This is a genomic window from Collinsella aerofaciens (genome assembly GCF_040910185.1).
In the GTDB taxonomy this organism is placed as follows: Bacteria; Actinomycetota; Coriobacteriia; order Coriobacteriales; family Coriobacteriaceae; genus Collinsella; species Collinsella aerofaciens_BF.
Genome location: NZ_JBDGBA010000012.1, coordinates 1 through 13575 on the forward strand (window position 1 = coordinate 1; position 13575 = coordinate 13575).

General features: G+C 59.2%; 11 protein-coding genes and 1 tRNA gene. 2 read left to right on the forward strand and 10 right to left on the reverse strand.

Going from position 1 to position 13575, the window contains the following annotated elements; genetic code table 11:
* The coding region (locus AB5Z54_RS06065; protein ID WP_368160774.1) for a hypothetical protein at window positions 1-327 on the forward strand (327 nt) is incomplete at its 5' end.
* 103 nt (window positions 328-430) lie between these two features.
* Here the strand turns inward: AB5Z54_RS06065 and rplT are convergent.
* The 9 genes from rplT to recJ form a co-directional block, all read right to left on the reverse strand.
* Window positions 431-790, reverse strand: a complete 360-nt coding sequence (rplT, locus tag AB5Z54_RS06070; protein WP_006234421.1) for a 50S ribosomal protein L20 — start codon at window positions 788-790, stop codon at window positions 431-433.
* Between the two features lie 46 nt (window positions 791-836).
* Complete coding sequence (gene rpmI / locus AB5Z54_RS06075; protein WP_006234422.1) at window positions 837-1028, reverse strand: 50S ribosomal protein L35; 192 nt, start codon at window positions 1026-1028, stop codon at window positions 837-839.
* A gap of 32 nt (window positions 1029-1060) precedes the next feature.
* Window positions 1061-1630: a translation initiation factor IF-3 gene (infC, locus tag AB5Z54_RS06080; protein WP_006234423.1), complete on the reverse strand. Its 570-nt coding sequence runs from the start codon at window positions 1628-1630 to the stop codon at window positions 1061-1063.
* A 431-nt stretch (window positions 1631-2061) separates the two neighbouring features.
* Window positions 2062-2148, reverse strand: a tRNA-Leu gene (locus tag AB5Z54_RS06085).
* A 39-nt stretch (window positions 2149-2187) separates the two neighbouring features.
* Window positions 2188-3621 (reverse strand): transglutaminase-like domain-containing protein, encoded by a 1434-nt coding sequence (locus AB5Z54_RS06090; RefSeq protein WP_368160776.1) that lies wholly within the window; start codon window positions 3619-3621, stop codon window positions 2188-2190.
* Window positions 3622-3972: 351 nt separating this feature from the next.
* Entirely contained in the window at window positions 3973-4839 is an 867-nt protein-coding gene (gene fba / locus AB5Z54_RS06095; RefSeq protein WP_035137086.1) for a class II fructose-1,6-bisphosphate aldolase, read from the reverse strand.
* Window positions 4840-5033: 194 nt separating this feature from the next.
* Window positions 5034-5717, reverse strand: a complete 684-nt coding sequence (locus AB5Z54_RS06100; RefSeq protein ID WP_334203716.1) for an MBL fold metallo-hydrolase — start codon at window positions 5715-5717, stop codon at window positions 5034-5036.
* Window positions 5718-5805: 88 nt separating this feature from the next.
* The gene (locus tag AB5Z54_RS06105; RefSeq protein ID WP_238022544.1) at window positions 5806-8166 is read right to left on the reverse strand and encodes a RelA/SpoT family protein; all 2361 of its coding nucleotides are present in this window, start codon (window positions 8164-8166) and stop codon (window positions 5806-5808) included.
* 15 nt (window positions 8167-8181) lie between these two features.
* Window positions 8182-11469: a single-stranded-DNA-specific exonuclease RecJ gene (gene recJ, locus AB5Z54_RS06110; RefSeq protein WP_368160779.1), complete on the reverse strand. Its 3288-nt coding sequence runs from the start codon at window positions 11467-11469 to the stop codon at window positions 8182-8184.
* 276 nt (window positions 11470-11745) lie between these two features.
* Here recJ and AB5Z54_RS06115 point away from each other — a divergent pair, with 276 nt between their 5' ends.
* Window positions 11746-12744 (forward strand): bile acid:sodium symporter family protein, encoded by a 999-nt coding sequence (locus AB5Z54_RS06115; RefSeq protein ID WP_368160781.1) that lies wholly within the window; start codon window positions 11746-11748, stop codon window positions 12742-12744.
* Window positions 12745-12774: 30 nt separating this feature from the next.
* Here the strand turns inward: AB5Z54_RS06115 and AB5Z54_RS06120 are convergent, their stop codons facing one another.
* Window positions 12775-13572 carry a DUF4931 domain-containing protein gene (locus AB5Z54_RS06120; RefSeq protein ID WP_260699352.1) on the reverse strand — a complete coding sequence of 266 codons (798 nt, stop codon included), beginning with the start codon at window positions 13570-13572 and terminating at the stop codon, window positions 12775-12777.
* Between the last annotated feature and the right edge of the window lie 3 nt (window positions 13573-13575).

Consider the following 13575-nt stretch of genomic DNA (forward strand, 5'->3'; position numbering starts at 1 on the left):
CCTCTCGGCGGCCTTGCGAAAAACAAATCCAAGTTAGACCATTTCAAATGGTTCGATGTCTGCCCGGATGCGACACTTGAAGTGTCCATCCTCGCAGTATCCGGTTCTCAAGGTGCACGCCTGCGCTGGTTCCCGGTTCCACCGGGCCGCGCGGCAAGGAGATATATTGCCAGACCGCGAAGCTCTGTGGGACGTCAATTCCACTCTTCACAAGTCCTACACAACATATTGCTTTCTATAGGTAATAGAAAGACTGGTGCGGATCTTCCGCACGTATCAGATGATGACCCTTTGGTTCAGGAATATATAGAGATCGGTCACCTGTAAGTGTTTATCTACCCGCGCTTTTAGCAATGTAAACCGCGCTTCAGATAAAAAGAGGGAGCGCCGCGCACAACGCGACACTCCCCTAGCGATTCAAGAGAATCTATTAGGCCTCGAGAGCCTTCTTGGCGATGGTAGCCAGCTCGTTGAAGGACTCGATGTCCTCGTAAGCCATTTGAGCCAGGACCTTGCGGTCGAGCTCGATGCCGGCAACCTTCAGGCCGTGCATGAACTGAGAGTAAGAGATGTCGTTCAGGCGAGCAGCAGCGTTGATACGAGTGATCCAAAGAGAACGGATCTCGCGCTTCTTGTTGCGGCGATCACGATACTGATACTGCAGGGAGTGCTGGACCTGCTCTTTAGCATGCTTGTAAGTACGCGAAGCGGCACCGTAGTAACCCTTCGCACGGTGCATAACGGTACGGCGCTTCTTCTTGGCGGCAACAGCGCGCTTAATACGTGCCATGTTCTATCAACTCCTAGACGGTAAAACGAAAAACGGGAACGCGAACTTAGGCGAGACGCGACTTGATGACCTTGCGGTCGGCAGCGGCGATCTCGGTCTCCTGACGGAAGCCACGCTTACGCTTGGTGGACTTCTTGCTCAGGATGTGGCTCTTGAAAGCCTTGGCGCGCATAAGCTTGCCGGTACCAGTCTTGCGGAAACGCTTCTTGGTGCCGCTGTGGGACTTCATCTTAGGCATGAAATACTCCTTAATCGGTTACAGAACACTAGTTACTTGGTATCGCTTGCCGCTTTATCCTCATCGAAGGCGCCCTTAATCGGGGCGAGCAGCATAAGCATGTTACGGCCTTCCATCTTAGGCTTGGACTCGACCGTAGCGTAAGGCTTGAGATCCTCGGCGAGACGCTCGAGCACGTTAAGGCCCTGCTCCGGGTGAGCCATCTCACGGCCGCGGAACATGATGGTGATCTTAACGCGTGCGCCCTTCTTGAGGAAACGCAGAACGTGGCCCTTCTTGGTCTCGTAGTCGCCAACGTCGATCTTGGGTCGGAACTTCATTTCCTTGACCTCGACCTTGGACTGGTTCTTACGAGCAGCCTTGGCCTTCATGGCCTGCTGGTACTTGAACTTACCGTAGTCCATGACCTTGCAGACCGGCGGCTCCGCGTTGGGAGCGATCTCGACCAGGTCGAGACCCTGATCGTCGGCGACGCGCTGGGCATCGCGGATGGCGAACAGGCCGAGCTGAGAGCCATCGACGCCAATCAAACGGCACGAAGATGCAGTAATCTCGTCGTTGATGCGGGTGTCATCAGACTTAGCTATTTTCCCTACCTCCATTCATAAAAAAATAACCCGGCGCTTCTCAGCAACCAGGTCATACACATAGACTTCCTCGATTTGAGGAAGGGAATCTAGGTTGTATGACCAGTCAGCTGCTCATTGGCGCCAAAAGGTGGGAGCCCTCGGGTTCCTCTTTAGGGCATTGTGGGAACAACGCCTTGCGAATAATAACACGTACAGCGCATTATCACATTACGTACACGAAAAAGGGGGCCACAACCCCCTCAAAGCGCAGGTGCATGTATGGTGCCCGAGGCGAGACTCGAAGGGCCTTCGCTTCGCGAAGCCCCGGGCTTCGGGCGCATGGCGCCCTCACCACGCTCCGCTACAAACAGGCCACAGGCCTGTTTACTTAACGCTCCGCGCGCTCACGCGAGTTCGGCACGAAAAAGGGGGCCTTGACCCCCTTGAACGCCCACTTGCATGTATGGTGCCCGAGGCGAGACTCGAACTCGCACGTTGTTGCCAACGGTGGATTTTGAGTCCACTGCGTCTGCCAATTCCGCCACTCGGGCACGTAATGCGTGAGTTAGTTTATCACAGCTTTCTGTTGATTAGTCCGAAAATGGTACTTCGAGCATTTCGATAAGCTCAACCTTGCGCAACATCTCCCGCTTACGACATCCACGTCCGTCAACCGAGGCCTCGCCCATCTGGTTGTCATAGGGGTCCTCGCGCATGCCATCGAAAGCAGGCACAAACTCAGCCTGGAATCGATCGTTGGCCACCATACGCCACGGATCGAGATTGCCAAAGTAGTGACGACGGCGCCACTCCTCCCCCATCCTGCGTGCCGAGGAACCAAACGATACGTCGGCGTTAAGCCAACCGGTCTGGGGTGTGTAGAACTCGGCCCAGTCGTGCGGTCCCACCGAATCGGGCGCAACATATAGGCCGCTCTGCCAACGAGCAGGCACCCCCGCGATGCGGCACATGGTGATAAAAGTGAGCGCCATAACGCCGCAATCGCCGCGGAGCGAATGCGCACAGTCGTCGGCAATAGATCCCAAAAGCAAGTACGGCGGCTGATAGCGATAGTCGATATGCTGCGTCAGGTAATCATAGATAGCACGGGCGCGATCGAGCGGATCCTCGAGTCCGCCAACAACGCTGGCCGTCAGCTGCTGCAGATACGGCGTAAATGCAATGTGCGGACGGTCCTCGGAAATATCCTCGGGCAGAGGCGCGTCCATACGCGGATGAACCGGAAGTGTGCCACCGTAGACATCACAATAAGCAGCATCGATGTGATAACGATAAGTCACCGAGAATGAGCGCTCACTCGAAGAAGACCACGAGGCGGTACGCGCCGAAGCGTTCGCGGGAGCAACAGCACCCTCCGGCGTCATGTCGAGAATCTCGACCTGAGACTGTTGGCGGCAGGTGGCGGCTACGGGAAGCCAAGCGCGAACGGTCTCCCCCTCTAGAGCGCCGGGGACAGACAAGGACGCCTTAAGCGTAATAACGCGAGTCAATCCGTTTTGTGACTCCATCTCCTTGAGCATCTCGTTGCGCAGTGCAATTCCGTCCGTAGGATCGGGACGCATGCCGGGAACCTCTTTGGGATATACGCGAAGCGAATCGAGGAAGTTGTCGAGAACGAACAGCTCGCCATCGATAAAGCGCCAGTCAATACGCTTACGGTCAATCAGATCGTCAAACTGCTCCTCGGTAAACTCAGGCCACTCCTCGCGAATCATCGCAATAGCCCGATCGCGCGACACCGAAAAATGAAGCGGCGTCTCAAGCATGCGATACCGCTCGGCACGAACGCAGGCAGCAAGCGAGGGATCGGGATTCTGCCCCAAAAGACGATCACAAGCCGCAACAGCCTGCGTCAAATATCCGGCATCCTTGAGACGAAGAATCTCGGGCGGCAGTCCAATATCGAGATGACGGAAATCATCACAGCAAACATCAACAGAGCAACCAACAGGACCCTCGTCAATGACCTTCCCATCCGAAGGCAGCACATTAATAACAGCCATACCAAACTCCAAGTCATTAGAACTCTTGAAGCCCATTGTAGCGAGATAAAAAAGAAAGCCCCAATAAAGGAACCCTCAACACCGATAAACGGTACCTCTAAAAATGAATTCAGCCCAGTAACCCTGTAGCGAGTTAACAAAGGAGGCCCCGTTTCCCCGGAGCTGATTCCGTCGCGCGACTTCTGGCAAAGCCAGTAGCCATCTTAATTCAGCCCAGTAACCCTGCGGCGTTAAACGAAGGAAGCCCCGTCCCCCGGAACTGTTTCCTTGGCGCGACTTCTGGCGAAGCCAGGTGAGCGCAAAGGAAACAGTGTAGGGGGACGGGGCTTCCGACGGGAAGTTTAGCGACGCTTACGCCTTGTTGACGGAGCCAAACTCCTCCATGAGCTCCTTGGTGCGGGCAACGATGTTGTCGCGACCAGGCTTGAGGAGCTTGCGGGGGTCAAAGCCCTTGCCCTGCTGATCCTTGCCAGCCTCGATATACTCGCGAACGCCCTTGGCGAAGACGAGCTGCAGATCGGTGTTGACGTTGATCTTGGAGATGCCCAGGGAGATGGCCTTCTTGATCTGATCCTCGGGGATGCCGGTGCCACCGTGCAGGACGAGGGGCAGGTCGCCGGTCTGAGCCTTGATCTCGCCCAGGCGCTCGAAGGAAAGGCCAGCCCAGTCGGCAGGGTACACGCCGTGGATGTTGCCGATACCGCAGGCGAGGAAGTCGACGCCCAGGTCAGCAATCTGCTTGCACTCAGCAGGATCAGCGAGCTCGCCGCTGGAGGTCACGCCGTCCTCGGTGCCGCCGATGCCGCCGACCTCGGCCTCGATGGACATGCCCTTGGAGTGGGCAAGCTCAACGAGCTCCTTGGTGCGGTCGAGGTTAAGCTGGAAGGTCTCCTCGTGAGAGCCGTCATACATGATGGACGTGAAGCCGGCCTCGATGCACTTGAAGCAGTCCTCGTAAGAACCGTGATCGAGGTGAAGGGCGACGGGAACGGTAACGCCCGTGGCCTCGACGGCAGCCTTGACCATGTCGGCGCAGACCTTGAAACCGCCCATCCACTTAGCGGCACCAGCGGTGCACTGAAGGATCAGCGGAGACTTGGCCTCCTCGGCGGCCTGGAGAATAGCCAGGGTCCACTCGAGGTTGTTGGTGTTGAAGGCACCGAGACCATACTTGCCGGCCTCGGCCTTCTTGAGCATGTCTGCTGCGTTGACGAGCATAAAAGAAACCTCCTGTAAGGTTGCTCCGATAACGCCTGAGATTTTACCACGACATACCCGAGCATAAACGTTCGTTTGTTCACGAATACCATCCGATTGGACAAATTTTGACCGTTTGCCCCACAGAATCGACCCACTGGGGAAAATAGCTTGACGATTGAGCGGTCTTCGTGGTTCGGACGACGGCTTCGAGCCTACATCTGCATAAACGGGTTCTGCATAAGTTCGCGCGCCATCGTGGTCGAATCGCCATGGCCCGTCAAGCAAACGGTATCGGGCGGAAGCATCTTGGCAAGTTTGGAGAGCGAGCGCATAATCGCCGCCTCGTCACCGCCGGAAAGATCGGTACGACCGTGGCTGCCCGGGAAAAGCGTGTCGCCCACAAAGGCGATGTTCCCCCGCTCGGTCGCGGCGAACAGGACGATGCCGCCCGGCGTATGCCCCGGCGTCTCGATCACCTGCAGGCAGACGTCGCCCACCTCGATTGTATCGCCCTCGGCAAGCAAACGCGTCGGCTCACCCGGATCGGGTGTCTCGATACCCCACATGGCGCGCTGCTCCTCGATATTTGCGCGAGGTACCGTCACGTCCTTAGCGCACAACTCATATAGCGCGCTGTCGCCAACGACAGCTCGAACCCCGGCAACCCCGCCAACATGGTCGGCATGACCGTGCGTGCAGACAGAGCCGAGTACGCGCACCTCAGGATGCGCGGTGCGGATATGCTCCACAAGACACTCGCCCTCCCACGCCGGATCGACGATTAAGCACTCGTCATTCGAAATCACGGCGTAGCTGTTGGTCTGAATGGGGCCGTTGACGAGCGCCTCAATCGAAGCCGCACCTCGGGGTGTCAGGTCCAAAGTCATATCGCCCATGCGCATACCCTCCTTCTAAAATACGTTCGAGGCACCAAACGATGCCTCGAACGTAACCAATATCTATGATGCTGAGAGGCTCTCGCACCTACACACGGCGCTTGAGCTGAGCTCCGCCTTCGCCGGGCATAAGACGGCGAGCGTCGTAGACCGAATCGACACTGCTGATGGAAGCCAGCAGCGGATCCAGACCACTCGCGTCCGAGATCTCGACCATAAAGCGCAGGGTTGCAATACCCTCGCGGTTGGTCGACGTGGCGGCGGAAAGGATATTGCCGCCTGCATCGCCAATGGCAATGGTGACGTCCTTGAGCAGGCCCATGCGGTCCAGGCACTCGACCACGATCTCGACCTGGAAGAGGGTGTCGGCAGCGCCGTCCCACTCCACTTCGATCATGCGCTCGGGATGTTCCATAAGACCCTTGACGTTGGGGCAGTTGGCGCGATGCACCGAAACGCCACGACCGCGCGTGATGAAGCCGACGATGTCGTCGCCCGTCACCGGATTGCAGCAATGCGCCAGACGGACCAGCAGACCACTGTTGCTCTCGCCCTTGACGATAATGCCGTTGCTCGCGCTCTTGCCGCGCTTTTGCGGCTTGCGGTTGGAACCGCGGGCCGGCTGTTTCACGACCTCGGCGATAGCCTCGGCCTTGGTGACCTGTTCCTCGGGCTTGGGGTCCAAGATTTGCTCGACCTTGTTACCCACAGCGCGCGGGGCAACCTTGCCGGCGCCGACGGCGGCAAACAGGTCCTCGAGCTGCTTGTAGTTAAACTGCTCCGCCACGGCGTTGAGCGCACGCGTGGATCGCGGCGTAGAGATGCCATACCCGCGCTTGCGCAGGTCCTTGGCCAGTATATCGCGGCCGGCAGCAGCGTCGTCGTCTTTGGTCGCGGCGGCGAAGTAACGGCGGATCTTTGACTTGGCGGAAGGTGTCTTGACGATCTTGAGCCAATCACGCGACGGCTTGGAACTCTTGTTGGTCAGGATTTCAACGCGGTCGCCCGTCTTGATCTCGTGCGTGAGCGGGGCCACCGCACCGTTGATCTTAGCGCCGACGCAGTGGTTTCCCACCTCGGTGTGAACGGCATAGGCAAAGTCGAGCGGCGTGGAGCCGGCACGAAGAGCCATGACCTCGCCCTTGGGCGTAAAGACGAAGATCTCCTGATCGAAGAGGTCGACCTTCAGCGAATGCAGGTATTCCTTGGCGTCGGTAATCTCATCAGACGCAGCCCAATCGAGCGAATGTTTGAGCCAGTTAATCTGGTCGTCCAGACGCTGGGCATCATTGGTCTTAGACGCAGACGATCCGCCCGACTTCTTATAGAGCCAGTGGGCGGCAATGCCGTACTCGGCCTGCTCATGCATCTCATAGGTTCGAATCTGAATCTCGAGCGGGCGGGCCGTGGGGCCGATAACCGTCGTATGGAGCGACTGGTAGTTATTGACCTTGGGCATGGCGATATAGTCTTTAAAGCGACCGGGCATGGGGTGCCACAGCGTATGCACCGCGCCGAGCGTGGAGTAGCAATCGCGCACCGAATGGGTAATAACGCGCAGCGCCACCAAATCGTAGATCTCGGAGAACTCCTTGCCCTTGCGCTTCATCTTTTGGTAGATGGACCAATAGTGCTTGGAGCGGCCATTGATCTGGAAGCCCTCCAGGCCAATGCGGTTGAGCTCGTCGGTGAGCGTCTTGATGGTCTCGGCCAGATAGCGCTCACGGACCTCGCGCGACTCCGCCACCATGCGCGCGATGCGCTGGTAGGCATCGGGCTCCAGGTAGAAGAAGGACAGGTCCTCGAGCTCCCACTTAATAGAGCTCATGCCCAGACGGTCGGCCAGGGGCGCATACACGTCCATGGTCTCGCGAGCCTTAAACAGGCGACGGTCCTCGCGCAGGGCCGCCAGCGTACGCATGTTATGCAGGCGGTCGGCAAGTTTGACGATGATAACGCGGATGTCCTTGGACATGGCGAGGAACATCTTGCGCAGCGTAAGCGCCTGCTTCTCGTCCATGCTGTCGACTTCGATGTTGGTGAGCTTGGTCACGCCATCGACGAGCTCGGCTACCGTATCGCCAAACAGGCCGGACACATCGGCAAGCGAGGTCTCGGTATCCTCGACGGTATCGTGCAGCAGCGCGGCGCACACCACATCGCAGTCCATCTTGAGGTCGGCCAAAATGATGGCTACCTCGACGGGATGGTTGATGTACATCTCACCCGAGCGCCGCTTTTGGTTGCAGTGCTTCTCGGCGGCAAAGCAGTAGGCCTGCTCCACCTTAGAAAAGTCGTCCTCATTCATATATTTGAGGCACAGGCGCTCCAGCTTGTCGTAGCTGTCCGCCATAATCTCGGGCGGCAGCTCATCGGCATGCTTATAGTGCTCCATCTCCGAGAACGGTTGGAGGGTGGAATCATGGGCGGTACGGGCTGCGGCATCCATCGAGGTCCCCTTCCCCTAGGCCCGCGGTACGATCGGGCGGTTAACTTTGGCTAGCATATCAGAAGCGCACGAATCGAGCGCCCAGCTCCGGAAAGCCGAGAACTCCATGCGCGAGCGCAAGCCCTCCAAATAGCGAATTGACCTGCTCAATTGCACACGGCCCGGGTTTTCTGCCATCGCGATGCGACGGGTGTCGTCAAACCCCGAAACGCGACAGAAACCAAGCTCTTCGAAGATTCCCAGGCCGCTTTCCACCGAGCGCTCGTCGACCGGCGTGCGAGCATCGATAGCAAGGCACATCTGCGCGATGTCGATATCGCTCGCACTAAAGGAATCGTCCCCGGTCTTGCCGCGGTTGGAGCGCCACATGGTCTGCAACGCACGATAGAGCGTGACGAGCTCGTCGCGCTCGGGCGCATAGCAGTCGAGTAGGCGCTCGTTAATGCGAGCGTCACGCGACGAGTAGAGCAAGTGAATCACGGCAGGTTGGCCGTCGCGACCGGCGCGTCCGCTCATCTGGTTGAACTCAATGCTGCCAAACGGCATGTGGTAGAGCACGACATGGCGGATATCGGGCAGGTTGACGCCCTCACCAAAGGCAGAGGTCGAAACGATGCAGCTGAGGCTTCCGTCTCGGAATGCTTCCTCCACGCGGCGACGATCGGAGCGCGCAAGCCCCGCGTTATAGAACGCGATGCGGGTCGCGCAATCGGGTACCCGCTTGCGCAGCGTCTTAGCAAGCGCCACGGACTGGTCGCGCGAGTTGACGTAGATGACGGTCTTCTCCCCCGTCGCCACAATTGACACCAGGCGGTTCTCGCGGCTCGCAAGGTCTCGGTCATCCTCGAGCTGCAAGTTCTCGCGCACCGTCTCGTCGACCACCGTACGGGTAATCGGTAGCACGCGGGCGAGCTCGGCCACAACCGGAGCCGTTGCGGTGGCAGTCGTGGCCAGAACGACCGGGTCGCCCAGGGCCTTGAGGATATCGGGCATGTCGAGATAGGCGCTGCGATCGCCGCCCTTGGCAAGGCCGGCGTGGTGCGCCTCATCGATAACGACAAACCCGATGCGCCCCGAACGCGCAAAGCGGTCGCGGTGAATGGACAGGAACTCGGGCGTCGTGAGCACGATGCCGGTGCGGCCCGAAGCCAAGCCGGCAAACACGTCATCGCGCGCCGCCTCCACGGTCTCGCCGGTCAGCACGCCTACGCCAATGCCGAGCGCGGCCATCGTCGACGAGAGGTGATAGGCCTGGTCGGCAACGAGCGCGCGCAGCGGATAGACAAAGATGCTCGCACGCCCGCGAAGGACCGCCTCGCGCGCGGCATGCACATGGAAGATAAGAGACTTGCCGCGCCCCGTTCCCATAACGGCCAGAACACTTTGGCGATCGGCCAGGGCATCGAGCGCCTCGACCTGCGCGCGGTGCGGCTGGTTCGAACCGATAAAGTTATGGATAAGCGAGCGCGTCAGCTCGGTATAGGAAAGCTGGGCGAGCGTTTGGCGCTTGCGGGACTCCAGACGAAGACCGGCGTCCGCAGGCTCCACGCCACGGCGAAGCTCACATGCCGGGTCGTCAACGCTGGGCGCCGTGGTATCGCGGACCAAGACATCCTTGATCATGAGCTTGGGCTTTACGCGACCTTGCCAATGCTCGGCCACGGCCTCGAATACCAGGTCGACGGCGCTATCGCAATTGATGAGCTTATCGATCTGCGGCACGCGGAACATAATGGCCGGCACACTCGCAGCGCCATCGGTCGCCACGAAGCGCATGTGCTCGCCGGTTTTGCCCACCACGGCACGATCGCACATTGTCACGCCCTCGGCCGCCAACAGCGGCACCTTGTTGCCCTGGCCAAACGGCTCAAGACGGGAGATTTGCTCGATGGTCTCAATATTCAGCTCGGAGAGGTCAACGGTGGCGGCAACCTCGTCGGTGTCCTCAAAGTCCTCGGCGGGAAGCTCCGATAGCACGGCCGAAAGGCGACGGCGGAACTCGTCGAGCTTGGACGCCTCGATGGTCACGCCCACCGCACCCGCATGTCCGCCGCGACGAATCAGCAGATCTGAGCAGCGCTCGACAGCGTCGAACAGGTTGACCTTGCCCACCGAGCGACCCGAACCGCGAGCGATACCGTTTTCGATCGAGAACAGCAGCGCCGGCACGTGATAACGGTTGGTCAGGCGGCTCGCCACGATACCCTTGACGCCCTCGTGCCAGCCCTCGCCACCCACGACGATTGCGCGACCGCCATCATAGGTCTCCTCGACCTTTGCCATGGCATCGCGTGTGAGCTCCGCCTCGATCTCGCGACGCTGCCGGTTGATCTCCTCGAGCTCGGCGGCAAGCGCGCTCGCTTCGATGGGGTCGCGGGCAAGCAACAGGTCGAGCGCCAGCTTGGGATCGGCCATGCGGCCGGCGGCGTTCAAGCGGGGAATGAGCGAGAATGACAGGCCATCCGCCGTAATGCTCGAAAGGTCCGCCTTGGCGAGCGCGGCAAGCGCGATATAGCCGGGGCGAGCGGTTACGCGCATCTGCTGGATGCCCTCGGCGACCAGCGCGCGGTTCTCGGGCGTCAGCGGCATCATGTCGGACACGGTACCAAGCGCCGCAACTTCGATCAGCGAACGCCAATACGGCGGCTTGCCCAGACGCTCGCCCAGAACCTGCACCAGCTTGAGTGCCACGCCGGCACCGGCAAGCTCACGCGAAGGACCCTCGTCCTCGAGCTTGGGGTCGGTCAGAGGCACGCCCTGCGGCACCTGGTCGGACGGCTCGTGATGATCCGTGACCACCAAATCGATCCCCAGGCTCTCCAGATAGGAGACCTCTTCCTTGGCGGCAATGCCGTTATCGACGGTCACGATCAGCTGGGGGCGAGCGAGCTCGTTAACGCGGTCGAGCGCCGCTCGCGAAAGACCGTAGCCCTCGTCAAAGCGATGCGGAATAAACGGCGTGACGTTGGCGCCAAACGTGCGCAGTGCCTCGGTCAACAGACAGGTCGACGTAATACCGTCAACGTCAAAATCGCCAAAGACCGCGATGTGCTCGTGGTTGCGAATAGCGCGCTCAACGCGGTCGGCAACGACCGACATGCCCGGGATAATGAGTGGGTCGGCCCAGTCGCGATCAAGCGAAGGCGTCAAAAACAGCTGGCCTTCCTCGATGGATGTAATGCCGTGCGCAACCATAATGCGCGCCACCAGCCCGGGTATGCCCAGGCCAGCCGAAAGCTCCTTTTCGAGCTCGGGGTTTTGCTGAGCGACCGCCCAGCGATGCGTCGTCTTAAGCGATGACATAGGCGCCCACCCCCGATAGGGGCAGGTCGCCGCGATACCTCTCACGGTTCATAGCGATGAGTCCTCTGTGTATGCCCGCTTCGGCAGGCAGATCTGTTGAACGGATTTATTATACCGTGCAGCGCGGACGCAAATCGCCGCAGCACGCCGCGGTTTCGGTAAACGATGCCGGTAATCGCCTCGAAATATTCGAGCGTTTCTGACGCACGGACGCATGCGAGCGTCTAGCATATCCATTCAAAACGAATTCACGAGCAAAGGGAGTCACAAGAGTATATGAAACAATGGGTTGGACTGGGCAAGTTTCTCGCGGGGCACATGCAGGTCATCGTCCCGATTTGTGTGGCGCTCGGCGTGCTCTTTACCCAGCAGATCGGCGTTCTCAAGCCCATCGTTCCCACCTTGTTTGCTTTCATGACGTTTCAGGGTGCGCTCAGCAACACCTTTCATCAGGTGGCTGAGGTGTTCCATCGTCCCCTGCATCTGATTTTGGCGTTATTTGTCTCGGCTGTGATCATCCCCATCGCAGCGTATGCCATGGGCTCACTGTTCTTTGGCTCCAATCCCAACCTTGTCTGTGGCATCGTGCTCGAGTACAGCGTACCCGTGGCAGTCACTGCCTTTATGTGGATTAGCATGTTCGGCGGCAACGGCCCGCTCGCGCTCACCATCATCCTGACGTCCTCGGTCATCTCACCTGTGACGATTCCTCTTACGCTCAAGCTCCTGCTGGGCGCCACCGTCTCGATCGACGTGCCGAGCATGATGCAGAATATGGCCTTTATGATCGCCATACCCGCCGTGCTCGGTATCGTCATTAACGAACTCACGCGCGGCTGGGGTCATGAGAAACTCTCCCCCGCGCTTTCGCCCGCCTGCAAGTTCATGATGATGGGCGTCATCGCGTCCAACTCCACCGCCATGAGCGAGTACGTGCTGCACATGAACATGGTACGCCTGGAAGTCGCCCTCTTTATCCTGGCGTTCGCCATCAGTGGCTTTATCATCGGCATCCTGGTCGCACGTGTCCTGCATCTGCCGTATAGCGAGACGACCACCATGTGCTTTACCTGTGGCATGCGCAATATCTCTTCGGGCGCCGTCATCGCCACACAGTATTTTCCCGGCGAGGTCGTGTTCCCCGTCATGTGCGGCACGATGTTTCAGCAGGTACTCGCCTCGCTTATCGGACATCTCTTTGAACGTCTGACCGGCGAGGAGCGCGCCAAACAGCGCAAGCGGGTCGAGGCCGGGCGCGACGCGATGGCACGCTAAGCAGCACTCTTTTCGCAGGCGCTCGCCTTGCTACGCGAGCGTTTCCAGATGCGCACGCAGGCGCTCAGCATCGATATCGAGCGTGGTCTCGGCATTGACCTGGGCCAGACGATAGCCCACAAAGTAGGGCGAAACCACCCAACGTGGCAGAGCCTTGGCAATGGTCCGGCCGTCCATGTGGTAGAAGAACAAGTTGTACGACTCCGCGCGACCGCCATGGTGCTCGTGCAGGATATAGCGCAGGGCCACCTGAATCGCATCGGCAAACAGGTCCGCTTCGGCTTGGTCGCGGGCGTCGTCGCTGGCGGCGATTCCCTGTGGAGCCGAGACGTTGACCTCAAAGAACCCCATGATCGGTTCGGTTGAGATGTCGACCGAGATTCTCCCCTGTTGCCAGACACTGATGCCTTCAAAGTTGGCTGAGGTCAGCGCCGCATAGCCGTCCTCCTGTTCCAGGCCCACAATCTGCATGTGTGGATGGACGAGGCTGCCGCCCGAAAGCGGGCCTTTGTTCTTGTACATGAGCACACTGCGGTACTGTTGGGAATCGATCATCTGCTGCCAACAGCCCAGGGCAAACCGCATCACATGATGCAGCTCATCCGGTTCATAGGTCACCAGGTCGGCGTCGTGATTGGCAGACTCGATCAATACGGTCTGACGTGTGGCCCGCAAGGTCTTGAACTTATTCTCGAGCCAGATACAGTCACCATCGCGCTGGATGATGTTGGCAAGTCCCTCCGTGTCGCAAAAGGGGCACGCGGTGCCAGGGCGACGATTATCGTCGGGCTTACCGCTCGCCTGCTGAACGTCAAATACCAGCGCCACGGG